The organism is Cellulosimicrobium sp. TH-20 (assembly GCF_002105775.1).
In the GTDB taxonomy this organism is placed as follows: Bacteria; Actinomycetota; Actinomycetes; order Actinomycetales; family Cellulomonadaceae; genus Cellulosimicrobium; species Cellulosimicrobium funkei.
Genome location: NZ_CP020857.1, coordinates 2141304 through 2159359 on the forward strand (window position 1 = coordinate 2141304; position 18056 = coordinate 2159359).

Sequence of the window (18056 nt, forward strand, 5' to 3'; positions counted from 1 at the left end):
GAGACCACGGCTCTACCTCGGGAGACCTGGGCTCTCCCTCTGCGGGGTGGGGGACACGTACACGCGCAGGCTCAGCGCCTCGAGCCCGACGACGTCGCCCGGGCCGGCGGTGCGCTCGCCGGGGGCGCGGTCCGGGTCGTCCGGGTGCTCCCAGTCGGAGTCCCATACGAGCTCCCAGCGCTCGGGCTCGCCGCCCGCGGCCGCCCGCAGACCCGGGAGCGTCACGTCGACCGGGTCGAGCGCCCCGGTGAGCACGACGAGCACGTCGGCGTCGCCCGGCTCCGGGGCGGTGCGCAGCATCTGGAGCGTCCGGACGCCCGGGTCGTGCCACGCCCCGTGGTCCAGCGGTCCGCCGTCGGCGTCGAACCACGCCAGGTCGGGCACCGCCGTCGGGCGGGGGCCTGGTCCCCGCCGACCGCCGCGCCGGCCCCCGTGCCGCCGTCCCCACCGGACCCCGTGCCGCCTTCCGCACCGGACCCCGTGCCGCCTTCCGCACCGGCCCCGGCCCCGGTGCCGGCTGCCGCACCGGACACCGCACCGCCGGGGCCGTCCGGCGCCGTGGGGCGCGGGCGGCCGGTGAAGAACGCGTCGGGGCGCAGCGCGGGGTGCTCGCGCCGCAGCGCGAGGAGGTGGCGCGCGGTGGCGAGCAGGTCCTTGCGCCACGGGGACAGGTCCCACGACACCCACGACGTCTCGTCGTCCTGCACGTAGGCGTTGTTGTTGCCGCGCTGGGTGCGGCCCATCTCGTCGCCCGCGGTGATCATCGGGGTGCCCGCGGCGAGCACGAGCGTCGCAAGGAGGTTGCGGATCGAACGGCGCCGCAGCGGGGCGATCTCGACGCCGAGCCCGTCGAGCACGCCGCCCGCGGTGGCGTCCGGGGTGACCGGGCCTTCGAGCCCGTGGTTCCAGGACCGGTTGTCGTCCGTGCCGTCCCGGTTGTTCTCGCCGTTCGCGAGGTTGTGCTTGTGGTCGTAGGCGACCAGGTCGGCGAGCGTGAAGCCGTCGTGCGCGGTCACGTAGCTCACCGACGCGACCGGCCCGCGCACGAGCGGCGGGTCCGAGTGGCCGAACAGGTCGGCCGACCCCGCGAGGCGCGTCGCGAGGTCGCGCACGCCGTGCCCCGGGCGCCCGTGCGACGCCTCGCGCGCGTCCGCGAGCCAGAACTGGCGGGCCGCGTCGCGGAACCGGTCGTTCCACTCCGCGAGCGGCGGCGGGAACTGGCCGGTGCGCCAGCCCCCGGGGCCCACGTCCCACGGCTCGGCGACGAGCTTGAGCCCGCACAGCACCGGGTCGGTCTGGAGCGCGACGAGGAACGGGTGGTCCGGGTCGAACCCGGTCGCGCCGCGGCCCAGCGTCACGGCGAGGTCGAACCGGAAGCCGTCGACCCCGACGACCTCGGCCCAGTACCGCAGCGAGTCGAGCGCGGCCCGCACGACCGCGGGGCGGCGGAAGTCGAGCGAGTTGCCCGTCCCGGTGACGTCCGCGAGGCGCGCGGGCGTGCCGCCGTCGTGCAGGTAGTACCCGGCGTTGTCGAGGCCGCGCCACGACAGGTGGTACCCGTCGGCACCGCCCTCGCACGTGTGGTTGTGCACGACGTCGAGCAGGACCTCGATCCCCGCCTCGTGCAGCAGGTGCACCATGCCGCGCACCTCGTCGAGGACCGCGGCCGGTCCGGCGTCCTGCGCGTCGCGCGTCGCGTACGCGGCGTGGGGCGCGAAGAACCCGAGCGTCGAGTAGCCCCAGTAGTTCGTGCGGCCGCTCGCGAGCAGGTGCGGCTCCGGCACGTTGGCGTGCACGGGGAGCAGCTCGACGGTGGTCACGCCGAGGCTCCGCAGGTGCTCGATCGTCACCGGGTGCGCGACGCCCGCGTACGTGCCGCGCAGGCGCTCGGGCAGCGCCTCCAGGCGCTGCGTGAGGCCGCGCACGTGCGCCTCGTAGACCACCGTGTCGCGCCACGGGACGCGGGGGCGGGGAGCGAGCGTCCCGGCCGGCTCGGCGACCACGACGGCGTGCGGGACGAACGGCAGCGAGTCGCGGGGGTCGGGCGGGCCGTACGGGTCGTCGCCGACCTGGCCGCGGATCGCCGGGTCGTCGACGAGCTCGCCGACGAGGCCCCGCGCGTACGGGTCGACGAGCAGCTTCGCGGGGTTGTGGCGCAGCCCGGCCGCGGGCTCCCACGGGCCGTGGACGCGGAAGCCGTAGCGCTGGCCGGGCAGGACGCCCGGAACGTGCGCGTGCCAGACGCCGTAGGCCGGCCCGGCGAGCGGGACCCGGCGCTCGCGGTAGCGCGCCGGGTCGTGCGCGGGCAGCGCCGGGTCGAGGACGTCCACGAGGCACAGCTCGACGGCGGTCGCGTGCGACGCGAGCAAGGCGACGTCGACGCCGTCCCCGGCGGGGCGCACCCCGAGCGGCGGGACGAGGGCGTGCCGGTCGACGCTCCCGGGCGCGGTCGGCGGGGCGGGTCTCGGGTCGGGCGACGGCTCGTGCACCCGTCCATTGTGGCGGGTGTCACCGGCTCCTCCGGTCGCCCGCCGGTAGGCTTCGGCGGAGCGGGCCGGGTACCTCTCCGGCCGACCGCCCAGCGCACAGGGAGAGCAGCCGATGCGGATCGTCGTCGCCGTGAAGTACGTCCCGGACATCCACGCCGACCGGGGCTTCGAGGACGGCCGCGTGGTGCGCCGGGCCGACGAGGGCACGCTCAACGAGCTCGACGAGAACGCGGTCGAGGCCGCGCTGCGCCTCAAGGAGGCGCTGCCGGAGGCGGAGCGCGAGACCAGCGAGGTGGTCGTGCTCACCGTCGCGGGGCCGGACGCCGACGGCGCCGTGCGCCGCTCGTTCCAGCTCGGCGCGGACCGCGGCGTGCGCGTGAGCGACGACGCGATCGCGGGCTCCGACTACTTCGGCACCGCGCGCGTGCTCGCCGCCGCGGTGCGCCGCCTCGCGGACGAGGCCCCGGTGGACGTCGTCGTCACGGGCATGGCCGCGCTCGACGGCCTGGGCTCCGTCGTCCCGGCGCTCCTGTCGGCCGAGCTCGGCCTGCCGCAGCTCACGCTGGCCGGGAAGCTCGAGGTCGAGGGCGAGCCGGGCGCGCGCACCGCGCGCGTCACGCGCGAGCTCGACGGCGTCGAGGAGGTCCTCGAGGCGCCGCTGCCCGCCGTCGTGTCGGTCACCGACCACGCGAACGACCCGCGCATGCCCAACTTCAAGCTCATCATGGCGGCGCGCACGCGCCCCGTGGAGGCGTGGAGCCTCGCCGACCTCGGCGTCGACGCCGCGCTCGTCGGCGACGCCGGAGCCCGCACGCGCGTGCTCGACGCGTCGCCGCGGCCGCCGCGCCCCGACGCCGAGATCGTCGTCGACAAGGGCGAGGGCGGCCGCGCCCTCGCCGAGTTCCTCATCCGCAACGACCTGGTCTGAGAGGCGTCCGCACATGAGCACCCCCGGGGCCCGTACCGTCCTCGTCCTCCTCGACTCCGCGGCCACCGAGCTGCGGACGCCCGTGCTGGAGCTGATCACCCTCGGCCGCGCGCTCGGGCGCGTGGAGGCCGTCGCGCTCGAGGCGCCGAGCGTCGGCGTCCTCGCCCAGCTCGGCGCGCACGGCGTCGCGCTCGTGCGCCAGGCCGAGCCGTCGTCGGGCGGGGAGGTCGTCACCGGCGACGCGCTGCACCTGACGCCCGTCGTCGCCGAGGTCCTCGCAGCCGCCGCGCGCGCGTCGCACGCCGACGCCGTCCTGCTGACGTCGTCGTTCCCGAACAAGGAGGCCGCGGCGCGCCTCGCGTTCCTCACGGGCGCCGGCCTCGTCGTCGACGCCTCCGCGCTGCACGACGACGGCACCCACCTCGTGGCCGACAAGCGCGTCTTCGCGGGCTCGTGGGACGTGCGCAGCGAGATCCTCACCGACCCGGCGGTGCTGACGCTCCGCGCGAACTCGGTCGTGCCGCAGCCGGCGGACGCCGCCGTCGCGACCGAGGTCGAGGCGCTGCGCGTCGAGCTGACCCCGGCGGCGACCGCGGCGCGCGTCGTGTCCCGCACGGTAGACGCGTCCGCGGGCGCGGGGCGCCCCGCGCTCGGGGAGGCCGCGATCGTCGTGGCCGGGGGCCGCGGCACGAACGGCGACTTCGGCCCGGTGGTCGAGCTCGCCGACGCGCTCGGCGCCGCCGTGGGCGCGACGCGCGACGCCGTCTACGAGGGCTGGCACGACCAGTTCGTCGGGCAGACGGGCGTCACCGTGGCGCCGCGCCTGTACATCGGCGCGGGCATCTCGGGCGCTCCGCACCACCGCGGCGGCATGCAGGCCTCGCAGGTGATCGTCGCGGTGAACAACGACCCGGAGTGCCCGCTGTTCGAGATCTCGGACTTCGCGGTCGTCGGCGACCTCGCGGACGTGCTGCCGCAGGCGGCCGAGGTGCTGCGCGAGCACCGGGCGTCGCAGGGCTGAGCACCCGGCCGGCGCCGAGAGTTCACCCGGTGTCCTCCGGGCGGTGGCCGGCCGGTCATCGATCGTTCCTAGCGTCGGGCCGACTCCCCGGTGACGGGGAGGCCCCCCGACCCGTGGAGACGACCGATGACGATCACGCCTGCCCCTGAGCATCGCCCCCTGCTCTCCGTCGCGCCGCACGCGCGCGGCAAGCGCAGCCCCGTCACCTGCCGGCTGAAGTGCGCGGACGCGTGCTCGCACCCGGTCCCCAACGAGAGCGCGAACGAGACGTTCCGCGACGTGGTCGCGGGCGCGCTGTCGCGCCGCGCGCTGCTCGGCGGGCTCGCGGTGGGAGCCGCGGCCGTCGTGCTCGGCGCGCAGACCGTCGCCGCGCCGTCCGCCGCCGCCCAGGGCGTCGTGGCGCACGGCGGCCACGGCGGGGGCCGCCCGCAGAAGGGCCTCGCGTTCGGCGCGATCTCGCCCCAGCCCGCGACGCGCGACGCGCTCGTCGTCCCCGAGGGTTACCGGTGGCGCCCGGTGATCCGCTGGGGCGACCCGATCCTGCGCGGCGGTGCGCCGTTCGACGTCTCGCGCCAGACCCCGGAGCAGCAGGCGCGGCAGTTCGGCTACAACAACGACTACCTCGACATCCTGCCGTTCGAGCGCCAGCACGCCCTCGCCGGCGGCCGTGGCGCGGGCAAGGGGCCGGGCCGGGGGACGCGCGGGCTGCTCGTCGCGAACCACGAGTACACGAACCCGGCGATCATGTTCGACGCCTCGTACGACGCCCCGACCCGCCGCGCGATCGAGCGCGCGGCGCACGGCATGTCCGTCGTCGAGGTGCGCCGTCGTCGGACCGGGACGCCATGGGACTACGTGGCCGACAGCCGGTACAACCGCCGCGTGCACCTGACGACCGAGTTCCGCTTCACCGGGCCCGTCGCGGGGTCGGACCTCGTCAGGACGGTCGCCGACCCGTCGGGCACGCGCGTGCTCGGCACGCTCAACAACTGCGCGGGCGGCACGACCCCGTGGGGCACCGTGCTCTCGGGCGAGGAGAACTACAACGGCTACTTCCGCACGTCGGGCACGGGTCACGACGCGCGCTACGGCCTGCGCGACGCCGCGACCGGGTACGGGTGGGAGCTCGACGACCCGCGGTTCGACGCCCGCAACCCCGGGTACGAGAACGAGCCGAACCGGTTCGGCTGGATCGTCGAGATCGACCCGTACGCGCCCGACGAGCCGCCGGTGAAGCACACCGCGCTCGGCCGGTTCAAGCACGAGGGCGCCAACGTGATCCTCTCGCGCCGGGGGAACGCGGTCGCGTACATGGGCGACGACGAGCGCTTCGACTACGTGTACAAGTTCGTCTCGTCGCGCACGATGCGCCCGGGGAACAGCGAGGGCGCGCGCCGCCACAACAAGACGCTGCTCACCGAGGGCTCGCTGTACGTCGCGCGGTTCCGCGGCGACTCGCCGGCGTCCGAGATCGACGGCTCGGGCGCGGTGCCGTCCGACGGCGCGTTCGACGGCCGGGGCGAGTGGGTCCCGCTCGTCGTCGACGGGCGCAGCGAGGTCGAGGGCATGAGCGTCGAGGAGGTGCTCGTCTACACGCGCGTCGCGGCCGACAAGGTCGGGGCGACGAAGATGGACCGCCCCGAGGACGTCGAGCCCAACCCGGTCACGGGTCGCGTCTACGTCGCGTGCACCAACAACACCGCGCGCGGGCCGGCGGCGGCCGAGGCCGCGACCGAGCCGAACCCGCGCAACACCAACCGCGACGGGCACGTCGTGGAGATCGTCGAGGACCGCGACGACGCCGCGTCGCTGACCTTCCGCTGGAACCTGCTGCTCGTCGCGGGCGACCCCGCGACGAACACCTCCACCTACTTCTCGGGCTACCCGAAGGAGAAGGTCTCCCCGATCTCGTGCCCGGACAACCTCGCGTTCGACGCCGAGGGCAACCTGTGGATCTCGACCGACGGCCAGCCGAGCACGATCCAGAAGTGCGACGGCCTGTTCAAGGTCACGCTCGACGGCCGCGAGCGCGGGCGGGTCGAGCAGTTCCTCTCGGTGCCGCGCGGCGCCGAGACGTGCGGGCCCGTCGTGGACTCGGCGGACCGCATGGTCTACGTCGCGGTGCAGCACCCCGGCGAGGACGGGACGTTCGACGCGCAGGTGTCGCACTTCCCGGACTACCTCACGCCGGGCGCCCCGGTGCCGCCGGGAGCCTTCGCCGGGCCGCGGCCCGCGGTCGTGCAGGTCTGGCAGGACTGACGCCCGGGCCCCACGCCACGACGGCCCCGGCGCCACGACGGCGCCGGGGCCGTCACGCGCTCAGAGCCCGAGCTGCTCCAGCCACGCGACGGCCGCGACGCCCTGGGCACGCTGGAACGGTCGCAGGCGAGGGATGGTCGGGATCGCGGGCTGCCGCGCGGAGTGCAGGAAGTACCCGGCGATCCCCGCGACGACGGCGCGCAGGTCCGTGGGGTGCACGTCCTGGCCGAGCGGGTGCGCGGCGAACGTCGCAGCCGCCCAGGCGCCCCCCCGCGCGCGTCGCGCCGGGTCGGCGCTCACGGTGACGGGCTCGCACACCTCCCGGACGCCCTGCATGACGACGCTCGGCAGGAGCATCGCGAGGTCGAGCCACGCGGCGCCGCGCGACGCGTACGGCCAGTCGACGAGGTACACCTTCTCCGGGGTCAGCAGCACGTTGTCGGCGCGCAGGTCGCCGTGCACGAAGGACTCGCCCTCGCACGCGACGAGCGCCCCGCGCTCGGCCTCCGCGAGCGCGTCGAGGTGCGCCGCGGCCCAGGGCACGAGCGTGGCCAGGCCGGGGTCGGGGTGCGCGCGCAGGGCCCGCCAGCCGGTCGCCATGTCGGCGAAGTCGGGGCCGGTCGGCGGCAGGCGCATCGCCCGGGCGCCGGGCACGGACGCGACGCGGACGAGCGCCGCGAGCACGCGGTCGAGCTCGTGCGGGTCCCACGGCGTGCCGGGCGAGCGCCCGTCGACCGCCTCGTACGCGAGCGCGACCCAGTCGCCGTCGCCGTGGCCCCAGGCGAAGCGCGGCGCCGGGACCGCGCGGGGCAGCCGCGTCGCGACCTTCGCCTCGGCGCGGTGCAGGTCGGCGGCCACGGGCTCGTCGGCGGTCCGTGCGGCCTTGACGAAGAGGCGGCTGCCGTCGTCGAGCGTGAGGACGGACGCGAGCCCCGGGCTGAACCCCGCCGGGACCGACCGCTCGTGCACGACCCTGCCCCCGGCGACCGCCTCCAGCTCGTCGCGCAGCGCGAGCGGCAGGTCGGCCCAGAGCAGGCGCCGGCCGCCCGAGGCGACCGGGACGTCCCCGGCGGCCTCGACGGCGGGCGGCGCGACGTCGTCGGGCATCGAGAGGCCACTTCCCCTGTCGGTGGCTGGACGGTCCCGCCCGCGGCACGTTCCCGTCCCGCGGCGACGTGTGGCGCGCGACGGCGGTCCTGCGACCGGGCGAGCGCCCGGCGACGGCCGGGCGTAGATGTCCCACAACCTAGCGCTTTCCGCCGGGATGTCCAGCGCCGCCCACCCCTCGGACCACGAGCGCGGCCCTGCGGTTCGTAGACTGGGTGACCGTGACCCTTGCTCCCGGCCCCGCGACCGGCGCCCGCCCCGGCGCGCACGGCGGGCCGACCCCCGTCCCCGTGACGGCGTACCTCGACCACGCCGCCACGACGCCGCTGTCCCCGGCGGCGCGCGACGCGTTCGTCGACGAGCTGACCCGCACGGGCAACCCGTCGTCGCTGCACGCCGCGGGGCGCGCCGCGCGGCGCACGGTCGAGGAGGCGCGCGAGTCGGTCGCCGCCGCGCTCGGCGCGCGACCGAGCGAGGTCGTCTTCACGGCGGGCGGCACGGAGGCCGACAACCTCGCGGTCAAGGGCCTGTTCTGGGGCCGGCGCACCACCGACCCGCGCCGGCGGCGCATCGTCGTGTCCGCCGTCGAGCACCACGCGGTGCTCGACCCCGCGTTCTGGATGGCGGAGCACGCGGGCGCCGAGATCGTCCTGCTGCCCGTGGACGCCGAGGGGCGCGTGGACCTCGCCGCCCTGCGCGCCGAGATCGCCGAGCACGCGGACGAGATCGCCCTGATCTCCGTCATGTGGGCCAACAACGAGGTGGGGACGCTGCAGCCCGTGCCGGAGGTCGTGCAGCTCGCGCGGCCGCACGGCATCCCGGTGCACTCCGACGCCGTGCAGGCCGTCGGGCAGGTGCCGGTCGACTTCGCCGCGAGCGGCCTCGACGCGATGACCGTCTCCGGGCACAAGCTCGGCGGCCCGGTCGGCGTCGGCGCGCTCGTCGCCCGGCGCGACGCCCCGCTCACGCCCGTGCTGCACGGCGGCGGCCAGGAGCGCGGCGTGCGCTCGGGGACGCTCGACGCCCCCGCGATCCGCGCGTTCGGCGTCGCGGTCACCGAGGCGGTCGCGCACCGGGCCGAGCGGGCCGCGCACCTCGCCGCGCTGCGCGACGAGCTCGTCGCGGGCGTGCGCGAGCGCGTCCCGGACGCCGACCTCAGCGGGCCCGAGCCCGGCGCGCACGACGACGTCGTCCGGCTTCCCGGCAACGCGCACTTCACCTTCCCCGGGGCCGAGGGCGACTCCCTGCTCTACCTGCTCGACTCCGCGGGCGTGCAGGCCTCGACCGGCTCGGCGTGCCAGGCCGGCGTGCCGCAGCCGTCGCACGTCCTGCTCGCCATGGGCGTCCCCGAGGCGGACGCGCGGGGTGCCCTCCGCTTCTCGCTCGGCGTGACGTCGACGCGCGACGACGTCGCGCGCCTCCTCGACGCCCTGCCCCGAGCCGTCGAGCGCGCCCGGGCCGCGGGCCTCGCGTCGAGCCCGGCGCGCACGCGCGTCACGAGCCGCACGGGAGGCGCCGCGTGAGGGTCCTGGCCGCCATGTCGGGCGGCGTCGACTCGGCCGTCGCCGCGGCGCTCGCGGTCGAGGCCGGGCACGAGGTGGTCGGCGTGCACATGGCGCTCTCGCGCGACCGCGACCAGTTCCGCACCGGCTCGCGCGGGTGCTGCTCGATCGAGGACGCGGGGGACGCGCGCCGCGCGGCCGACGTGCTCGGCATCCCGTACTACGTGTGGGACCTCTCCGAGCGGTTCGAGGACACGGTGGTCGCCGACTTCCTCGCGGAGTACGAGGCCGGGCGCACGCCCAACCCGTGCGTGCGCTGCAACGAGCACATCAAGTTCGAGGCGCTGCTCGACAAGGCGACGGCGCTCGGGTTCGACGCCGTCGCGACGGGCCACTACGCGCGCGTCGAGACGCGCGAGGTCCCCGACGCGTCCGCGCCGGACGGGGTGCGCACGGTGCGCGAGCTGCACCGCTCCCCGAACGCGGCGAAGGACCAGTCGTACGTCCTCGCGGTCATGGGTCCCGAGCGGCTCGCGCGGGCGGTCTTCCCGCTCGGCGGCTTCGCGTCCAAGGACGAGGTCCGCGCCGAGGCCGCGCGGCGCGGCCTGTCGGTCTCCGCGAAGCCCGACTCCTACGACATCTGCTTCGTCGCCGACGGCGACACCCAGGGCTTCCTGCGCGCGCGCCTCGGCGCGCGGCCGGGCGAGATCGTCGACGCGGAGGGCACGGTGCTCGGCGAGCACGAGGGCGCCTACGCGTACACGGTCGGGCAGCGCAAGGGGCTCGGGATCGACCGCCCCGCGCCCGACGGCCGCCCGCGCTACGTGCTCGACGTCCAGCCCGCGAGCAACCGGGTGGTCGTCGGCCCGGCCGAGCTGCTGAGCGTCGACCGGATCGAGGCGGGGTCCGCCGTCTGGTTCGACGACGCGCGCCCGCCCGTGGGCGAGGCGGCCGACGTCGAGGTGCAGGTGCGTGCGCACGGTGCGCCCGTCCCCGCGCGCGTGCGCGCCGTCCCCGACGGGTCGATCGAGGTCGAGCTCACGGGCACGCCGCTCCGGGGCGTCGCGGCCGGTCAGTCGCTCGTCGTCTACGCCGGCACGCGCGTGCTGGGGCAGGGCACGGTCGACCGGGCGTACCGGGCCGGGCGAGGCTCCGGCGCCCCGCGCGAGCCGGAGGCTCAGCCGACGCCGACGGCCGCCGGGTGAGCGAGCGCCCGCACGAGCGCCGACTCGTCGCGCACGCACCAGTGCTCGGCCGCGCGTCCCTCGGCGAAGCGGAGCACGTGCATCTCGCGGACGCGGAACCGGCGGCCCGTCGGCGCGACGCCGCGGAAGTAGCCGGTGTGCCGCGCGCTGAGCTCGACGTGCAGCGCCACGAGGTCGCCCTCCGCGACCGCGTGCAGCACCTCGACGTGCTGGTCCTCGAACGCGTCCGCGTACCAGTGCATGGTCGCGACGAGGCCCTCGTCGCCGCCGTCGCCGCCCGGTGCCGCGTCGTGGTTGCGGAAGCCCGGCGCGAGCAGCGCCGCGACGGCGTCGGCGTGGTTGCCCGGGATCGCGTGCGTGTGCACGGCGACGGCGGCGGCCTTGTTCTCGTGCGTGCCCATGGCGGGGTCCTTCCGCGGGACGGCCGTGCGGCCCCCGGACCCCGGCGGGGTCGCGGCACGGCTCGGTGTTCCGGTGTGCTCCTGGAGAGAGGTGGACGGCACGTGGTTCGTGACGAGGTGCGCGGTCTCCCGCGCGAGGCGGCCCCCGGGGGTGCGGCATGACCGCGGTGAGCGGGCTCGGGCCGTGGCCCGGCGGAGAGGGCGCGGACGTCCTCGAGGCGCAGCTCACGGTGCTCGGCGACCTCGCCGCCGTGCCGACGGGCGTGCGGGGAGTGCCGTTCCTCGTCCAGCTCCCGGGCCGCGGGCCCGGCGCCGACGCGACGGGGCGGACGGCGGCGCTGCTGCCCGGGCTGCCCGTCGAGCTCGGCCCCCACGGCTGGAAGCTCGCGGACCACGGCGGCGCGGACCTGCGCCGCGCGGAGGCGTACCTGCGCGAGGACGTGGAGGCGCTCACCATCGCGGGCGCCGGGTACGCGGGGCCGCTCGCCGTCACGGTCACCGGGCCGTGGACGCTCGCCGCCGAGGTGTACCTCGCGCGCGGCGACCGCGTGTTGTCCGACCGCGGCGCGGTGCGCGAGGTCGTCGAGGCGCTCGCCGCGGGCGTGACCGAGCACGTCGCGCAGGTGCGCCGTCAGGTCCCGGGGGCGGACGTCGTCGTGCAGGTGGACGAGCCGCTGCTCGCGCAGGTGGGCGCGGGCGTGCTGCCCACGTTCTCGGGCTACTCGCGCCTGCGCGCCGTCCCCGGCCCGGACCTCGTGGACGGGCTGCGCCCGGTGCTCGACGCCGCGCGCGCCGCGTCCGCGTCGACGGTCGTCCACGTGGGCCCCGCCTGGGTGGGCGTCGCGCCTGTCGTCCTCGCGGGCGCCGACGCGGTCGGCCTGACGCTCGGCGCCTGGGACGAGCGGTCCTGGGAGACGGTCGCGCGCGCGGTCGAGCGGGGCGTACGCCTCTGGGCCGCGCTGCCGCCCGCGAAGGTCTCGCAGTGCGCCGGGCCGGCGCTGGGCGAGCTCGCCGACCTCGTCAGCGTGCCGTGGCGCCGCATCGGGCTCGGGCTGCCCGCGCTCGACGACGTGACGCTCCTCGGTGCGCCGCGGTCCGGCGTCGGCGGCGGGCCCGGTCGCGGGGTCGCCGGCACGCCCGACGAGCACCGCGCGCTGCTCGCGAACCTCGGCCGCGTCGCCGACGTCCTGGCCGAGCGCGCCCACGCCTGAGCGTCGCCCGGACACGCCCTGAGCGCTTTCCGCGCACGGCTCCGGGTGCGTACGCTTGACCTCGCGCGACGGTCACGACGGCGACGTGCGGACGGCCGTCCCGCGGCCTCCGGACGGCGCGGGAACGGCCGGGCGCAGACCCTCGTCCCCCCACCGCGAAGGATCTCCATGCCCGTCCTGCGAGCCGTGCTGTTCGACCTCGACGGCGTCCTCACGCCGACCGCCGAGCTCCACATGCGCGCCTGGGAACGGCTGTTCGCGCCCTACTGCGCCGCGCACGGCCTCGCCCCGTACACCGCCGCGGACTACTTCGCGTCGATCGACGGGAAGCCCCGGTACGACGGCGTCGCGACGTTCCTCGCGTCGCGGGGCGTCACGCTGCCGCGCGGCGAGGTCACGGACGCGCCGGGGGAGTCCACCGTGTGCGCGCTCGGCAACCGCAAGGACGAGATCGTCAACCGCATGTTCGCCGAGGAGGGCATCGCGCCGTACCCGAGCTCGGTCCGGTTCCTCGACGCCGTGACCGCGGCGGGCGCGGCGGTCGCCGTCGTGTCGTCGTCGCGCAACACGCCCGCCGTCCTCGCGGCGGCCGGGCTCACGCACCGGTTCGCGGTCGTCGTGGACGGGAACGTCGCGGCGCGCGAGCACGTCGCCGGCAAGCCCGCACCGGACACGTACCTGTACGCGGCGCAGCTGCTGGACGTCCCCGCCGCGGAGGCCGTCGTCGTAGAGGACGCGCTGTCGGGCGTGCAGGCCGGTGCGGCCGGCGGGTTCGGGCTCGTGCTCGGCGTCGACCGCGGGGTGGGCGCGGACGCGCTGCTCGCGCACGGGGCCGACGTCGTCGTGGCCGACCTCGGCGAGCTCGACGCGACGGTCCTCGACCGTCCGCGCGCGGCGACCGCCGACGCCGCCCGTCCCGCCGTCACCGGCCCCGCCGACGAGGAGGCGGGCGCGTGATCCGCCGGACCGCCGACGAGCGCGGCACCGTCGACCGCCTGCGTTTCCCGGCCGACCCGTGGCGGCTCGTCGAGTCGCAGTTCTCCGCGGAGGACCTGGGCGTCACCGAGACGTTGTTCGCCGTCGCGAACGGCTACCTCGGCATGCGCGGCAACGTCGAGGAGGGGCGCGAGTCCCACTCGCACGGCACGTTCGTCAACGGCTTCCACGAGACGTGGCCCATCCGGCACGCGGAGGAGGCGTACGGCTTCGCGCGCGTCGGGCAGACGATCGTCAACGTCCCGGACGCCAAGGTCATCCGCCTCTACGTGGACGACGAGCCCCTCCTGCTGCCCGTCGCGGACCTCATCGACTACGAGCGCTCGCTCGACCTCCAGGACGGCGTCCTGCGGCGCGAGCTGCTGTGGCGCACGCCGTCGGGCAAGCGCGTGCAGATCCGCTCGCAGCGCATGGTGTCGTTCGTCGAGCGCCACCTCGCGGTCATGACGTTCGAGGTCACGCTCCTCGACGCGGCCGCGCCCGTCGCGATCTCGTCCCAGATCCTCAACCGCCAGGACGGCCAGGACGAGTACCACGTGCGGTCCGCGTCGCTGGGGGAGGGCTTCGACCCGCGCAAGACGAACCAGTTCACCGGGCGCGTGCTGCAGCCGCAGACGCAGTTCGGCGACGACGAGCGCCTCGTGCTGTCCTACCGCTGCACCAACTCCGGCATGACGCTCGCCGTCGCGGCCGACGACCTGCTCGAGACCGAGAACGAGTGGGACGTGCGCACGCTCGCCGAGGACGACCTCGCGAAGCACGTGTTCCGCGTGCACGCCGAGCCCGGGCGGCCGATCCGGCTCACCAAGCTCGTCGCGTACCACACGTCGCGCGGCGTGCCGTCGCGCGAGCTCGTCGACCGCTGCCGGCGCACGCTCGACCGGGCGCGCGAGACCGGCGTCGAGGCCCAGCTCGCGCTCCAGCGCGAGTGGCTCGACGACTTCTGGGCCCGCTCCGACGTCGAGATCCCCGGCCAGCCGGGCGTCCAGCAGGCCGTGCGCTGGAACCTGTTCCAGCTCGCGCAGGCCACGGCCCGTGCCGAGGGCAACGGCGTCCCCGCGAAGGGCCTCACCGGCTCCGGGTACAGCGGGCACTACTTCTGGGACACCGAGATCTACGTCCTGCCGTTCCTCACGTACACGAGCCCGCGGTACGCGCGCAACGCGCTGCGCTTCCGCTACCAGATGCTCGACGCCGCCCGGCGCCGCGCCGCGGAGCTGTCGCAGAAGGGCGCGCTCTTCCCCTGGCGCACGATCAACGGCGAGGAGGCGTCCGCCTACTACGCGGCCGGGACGGCGCAGTACCACATCGACGCCGACGTGAGCTACGCGCTCGTGCAGTACGTGCGCGCGACCGGCGACGAGGACTTCCTGCGCCGCGAGGCCGCGGACATCCTCGTCGAGACGGCGCGCATGTGGGAGGACCTCGGCTTCTGGCGTGCCAACGGCGACGACAACTTCCACATCCACGGCGTCACCGGGCCGGACGAGTACACGACCGTCGTCAACGACAACCTCTTCACGAACGTCATGGCACGCTTCAACCTGCGCGCCGCGGCGTACGTCGTCGAGCGCATGAAGGCCGACCACCCCGAGGACTACGCGCGTCTCGTGGACCGGCTCTCGCTCGGCGCGTACGAGGCCGCGGAGTGGGTCCGCGCGGCCGACCACATGTCGATCCCGTACGCCGAGAGCATCGGCATCCACCCGCAGGACTCGCACTTCCTCGAGCGCGAGATCTGGGACCTCGCGCACACGCCCGAGGACAAGCGGCCCCTCCTGCTGCACTACCACCCGCTCGTCATCTACCGCTACCAGGTGCTCAAGCAGGCCGACGTCGTGCTCGCGCTGTTCCTCCAGGGGCAGCACTTCAGCGCCGAGGAGAAGCTCGCCGACTTCGAGTACTACGACCCGTTGACCACGGGCGACTCGACGCTCTCGGGCGTCGTGCAGTCCATCGTCGCGGCCGAGGTGGGGTACCACGAGCTCGCGCTCGAGTACTTCGTGTCGTCGATCTTCGTCGACCTCGCGAACCTGCACGCCAACGCGTCCGACGGCGTGCACGTCGCGTCCGCGGGCGGCACGTGGTCCGCGCTCGCGTACGGGTTCGGCGGCATGCGCGACTCGGAGGGCGACCTCACGTTCGACCCGCGCCTGCCCCAGGAGTGGGAGTCGCTCACGTTCCGCGTGCAGTGGCGCGGCTCGCGGCTGCGCGTCACCGTGCTGCCCGACGCGATCGAGCTCGACGCCGAGACCGGCGACGGCGCGCAGGTCGTCGTGCGGGGCGAGCAGGTGAAGGTCGTCCCGGGCGAGGTCGCGCGCGTCGCGCTCGACGGCCAGGGCCCGGTCAGGCCGGGCCGCCCGAGCCTGCGCGCCCTCTCCGGCAACCGCCGCGAGGACGGCACCCTCATCACCGCGACGGTGCCGCACTCCTGAGGCCCGCCCGCACCTCGCCGACCAGGTGGTCCTGGCGCGTCCGGTCTCGCGGACGCGCCAGGACCACCTGCTCGGCCCGGCGGGAGCGCCCGGTCAGCCGAGGCGCTCGGCGAGGAAGCGGTAGTGCACCGCGGCCATGTGCGCGGCCTGGGCGTTGTTCGCGGCGCCGCCGTGGCCGCCCTCGATGTTCTCGTAGTACGTGACGTCCTTGCCCTCGCCGAGCATCTTCGCGGCGAGCTTGCGCGCGTGGCCCGGGTGGACGCGGTCGTCCTTCGTCGACGTCGTGAACAGCACGGGCGGGTACTCGCGCTCGGCGTCGAACAGGTGGTACGGCGAGAACGTGCGGATGAACTCCCACTGCTCGGGGTCGTCCGGGTCGCCGTACTCCGCGGCCCACGACGCCCCCGCGAGGAGCTTCGTGTAGCGGCGCATGTCGAGCAGCGGCACGCCGACGATGACGGCGCCGAACAGCTCGGGGTACTGCGTGAGCATGTTGCCGGCGAGCAGGCCGCCGTTGGAGCGGCCCTCCATCCCCAGGTGCTCGGGCGTGGTGATCCCGCGGGCGACGAGGTCGCGCGCGACGGCGGCGAAGTCCTCGTAGGCGCGGTGCCGGTTCGCCTTGAGCGCGGCCTGGTGCCACGCGGGCCCGTACTCGCCGCCGCCGCGGATGTTCGCGACGACGTAGACGCCGCCCTGCGACAGCCACGCGCGGCCGAGCGCGCCGGAGTAGGCGGGCGTGAGCGAGATCTCGAAGCCGCCGTACCCGTACAGGAGCGTGGGCGCGGTACCGGTTCCGCTGCCGCCCTCGCCCGCCCCCGCGACGAGGTCCGCGCGGCCCACGACGAAGTACGGCACGCGGGTGCCGTCGTCGGACGTGGCGAAGTGCTGCGCGACCGTCATGCCGTCGGCGTCGAAGAACGCGGGGTTGGACTTGACGACCTCGGGCGCGCCCGCGTCGCCCGGGTGCTCGCCGAGCGACAGGAGCGAGAGCGTCGTCGGCGTGAGGTAGTCGGTCGTGACGAGCCAGAGGTCGTCGGTGTCGACGGGGTCGACCGCCCCGACGGCGACCGTGCCCAGCGCGGGCAGGCCCGGGATCTCCGAGCGCACCCACGGCGCGTCCGCGGCCTCCTGCCCGACGGCGCCCCCGGGCGCGGCGGCGTCCGGCGGCGTCAGCACGTGCAGCCGGTTCTTCACGTCGTCGAGCACGTTGACGACGAGGTGGTGGCGCGTCCACGTGGCGCCGGCGAGCGACGTCGTCGCCGTCGGCTCGAAGAGCACGGTGAAGCCGCGGTCGCCCGCGAGGAAGTCGTCGAACCGGGCCGCGAGGAGCGACCCGGCGCGGTACGTCGCGCCGCCGACCGTCCAGTCGTCGCGCAGCTCGACGAGCAGCCACTCGCGCCGCACGCCGACCTCGGCGGAGTCGGGCACGTCGATCTTCGTCAGGCGCTGCTCGGGCGTGCCGGTGCGCTCGGCGAGGTAGAGCTCGTCGGAGTAGAACGCCTTGGAGCGGTGCACGAAGTCGCGCTCGAACCCGGGCGTGTGCGAGCGCCAGGCGGAGATGTACATGTCCTCGTCGGTGCCCTCGTAGACGGTCACCGCGGCGTCGAGCGGGGTGCCGCGCGTCCAGCGCTTGACCACGCGCGGGTACCCGGACGGCGTGAGCGTGCCCTCGCCGAAGTCGGTGAAGACGTACACGGTGTCGGCGTCGATCCAGCCGAGCGAGCCCTTGGCCTCGGCGCGGTGGAAGCCGCCGTCCTGCGGCGCGACGAACAGCTTCTCCACGAGGTCGAACTCGCGCGTGACGTCGGCGTCGGAGCCGCCGGGGGAGAGCTCGACGAGCGCGTGCCGCCAGGGCTCGCCCGCGGCGAGCTGCTCCGGCGTCGGGCGCAGGACGCTCGCGCCGTGCCAGACCCACGACTCGCCCTCGGCCGCGGCGAGCGCGTCGAGGTCGAGGACGGTCTCCCACTCCGGGTCGTCGGTGCGGTAGGACTCGAGCGTCGTGCGCCGCCAGACGCCGCGCTCGTGCTGCGCGTCGCGCCAGAAGTTGTAGTACCGGTCGCCGATCTTCGAGACCTCGGGGATCTTCGCGTCGGAGTCGAGCACCTCGCGGATCGCACGCTCGGTCGCGGCGAACTCGTCGGCGGTCTCGAGCGTGTCGGCGACCTCGGCGTTGCGGGCGCGGACCCAGGCCAGCGCCTCGTCGCCCTCGACGTCCTCGAGCCAGAGGTACGGGTCGTGGGGGGTGCCGTCCGGTCGGTCGGTCGCGGCGCGGCTCTCGGTCGCGGGCGAGGGGCTCGTCGTCTGCTCGGCGGTCATGGTCACCCACCCTACGGCGCGCTGGCCGCGGTGCGGAGGTCACGAGGAGGCGGGGACCTTTGGCCCGCATCGGGGCCGGACCCTTGTGGGGACGCGCGGCTTGTGAAAACCTTCACAAGTAGAGAGACCGCCGAAGGAGCCGGGGCATCCCGGCCCCGGCACACCCGCGGCCGACGCCCGGCGAGG

The 18056-nt window shown here is 75.7% G+C and carries 13 protein-coding genes; 8 read left to right on the forward strand and 5 right to left on the reverse strand.

The genetic code is table 11. The annotated features are described in order from the left end of the window. Positions 1 to 12: 12 nt before the first annotated feature. Positions 13 to 300, reverse strand: a complete 288-nt coding sequence (locus B8281_RS09460) for a hypothetical protein (RefSeq protein WP_085387576.1) — start codon at positions 298 to 300, stop codon at positions 13 to 15. Further along, on the reverse strand, positions 222 to 2489 hold the full coding sequence (gene glgX, locus B8281_RS09465) for a glycogen debranching protein GlgX (RefSeq protein WP_369824884.1): 2268 nt from the start codon (positions 2487 to 2489) through the stop codon (positions 222 to 224). The genes B8281_RS09460 and glgX overlap by 79 nt, the downstream gene beginning before the upstream one ends. Positions 2490 to 2601: 112 nt before the next feature. On the opposite strand from glgX, the gene B8281_RS09470 reads away from it, so the two are divergent. The 3 genes from B8281_RS09470 to B8281_RS09480 all read left to right on the forward strand — a co-directional run bounded on the left by B8281_RS09470 (position 2602) and on the right by B8281_RS09480 (position 6697). After that, positions 2602 to 3417, forward strand: coding sequence for an electron transfer flavoprotein subunit beta/FixA family protein (locus B8281_RS09470; RefSeq protein WP_034655378.1), 816 nt, complete (start codon positions 2602 to 2604; stop codon positions 3415 to 3417). A gap of 13 nt (positions 3418 to 3430) precedes the next feature. Beyond that, positions 3431 to 4438: an electron transfer flavoprotein subunit alpha/FixB family protein gene (locus B8281_RS09475; protein ID WP_085387578.1), complete on the forward strand. Its 1008-nt coding sequence runs from the start codon at positions 3431 to 3433 to the stop codon at positions 4436 to 4438. 126 nt (positions 4439 to 4564) lie between these two features. After that, positions 4565 to 6697 (forward strand): PhoX family phosphatase, encoded by a 2133-nt coding sequence (locus B8281_RS09480; protein ID WP_085387579.1) that lies wholly within the window; start codon positions 4565 to 4567, stop codon positions 6695 to 6697. Between the two features lie 60 nt (positions 6698 to 6757). On the opposite strand, the gene B8281_RS09485 is transcribed toward B8281_RS09480, so the two are convergent. Then, the gene (locus B8281_RS09485; protein ID WP_085387580.1) at positions 6758 to 7804 is read right to left on the reverse strand and encodes an aminoglycoside phosphotransferase family protein; all 1047 of its coding nucleotides are present in this window, start codon (positions 7802 to 7804) and stop codon (positions 6758 to 6760) included. A 290-nt stretch (positions 7805 to 8094) separates the two neighbouring features. Between B8281_RS09485 and B8281_RS09490 the strand changes: the two genes are divergently transcribed. Together B8281_RS09490 and mnmA are read left to right on the forward strand one after the other, a co-directional pair. Continuing rightward, on the forward strand, positions 8095 to 9327 hold the full coding sequence (locus tag B8281_RS09490) for a cysteine desulfurase family protein (protein ID WP_085388703.1): 1233 nt from the start codon (positions 8095 to 8097) through the stop codon (positions 9325 to 9327). Next, a complete protein-coding gene (gene mnmA, locus B8281_RS09495; RefSeq protein ID WP_085387581.1) occupies positions 9324 to 10511 on the forward strand; it encodes a tRNA 2-thiouridine(34) synthase MnmA in 1188 nt (395 codons plus the stop codon). Before B8281_RS09490 ends, mnmA begins: the two co-directional genes overlap by 4 nt. Here mnmA and B8281_RS09500 read toward each other — a convergent pair. Beyond that, positions 10484 to 10912 carry an ester cyclase gene (locus B8281_RS09500; RefSeq protein ID WP_085387582.1) on the reverse strand — a complete coding sequence of 143 codons (429 nt, stop codon included), beginning with the start codon at positions 10910 to 10912 and terminating at the stop codon, positions 10484 to 10486. The two genes, mnmA and B8281_RS09500, sit on opposite strands and share 28 nt — an antisense overlap. 158 nt (positions 10913 to 11070) lie before the next feature. Between B8281_RS09500 and B8281_RS09505 the strand changes: the two genes are divergently transcribed. From B8281_RS09505 to B8281_RS09515, 3 genes are all read left to right on the forward strand, one after another. Next, positions 11071 to 12123, forward strand: a complete 1053-nt coding sequence (locus tag B8281_RS09505) for a hypothetical protein (RefSeq protein ID WP_085387583.1) — start codon at positions 11071 to 11073, stop codon at positions 12121 to 12123. A 168-nt stretch (positions 12124 to 12291) separates the two neighbouring features. Continuing rightward, positions 12292 to 13080 carry an HAD family phosphatase gene (locus B8281_RS09510; RefSeq protein WP_085387584.1) on the forward strand — a complete coding sequence of 263 codons (789 nt, stop codon included), beginning with the start codon at positions 12292 to 12294 and terminating at the stop codon, positions 13078 to 13080. Continuing rightward, entirely contained in the window at positions 13077 to 15554 is a 2478-nt protein-coding gene (locus B8281_RS09515; RefSeq protein ID WP_043656207.1) for a glycoside hydrolase family 65 protein, read from the forward strand. The genes B8281_RS09510 and B8281_RS09515 overlap by 4 nt, the downstream gene beginning before the upstream one ends. 93 nt (positions 15555 to 15647) lie before the next feature. Here the strand turns inward: B8281_RS09515 and B8281_RS09520 are convergent, their stop codons facing one another. Continuing rightward, complete coding sequence (locus B8281_RS09520) at positions 15648 to 17870, reverse strand: prolyl oligopeptidase family protein (RefSeq protein ID WP_043656201.1); 2223 nt, start codon at positions 17868 to 17870, stop codon at positions 15648 to 15650. Between the last annotated feature and the right edge of the window lie 186 nt (positions 17871 to 18056).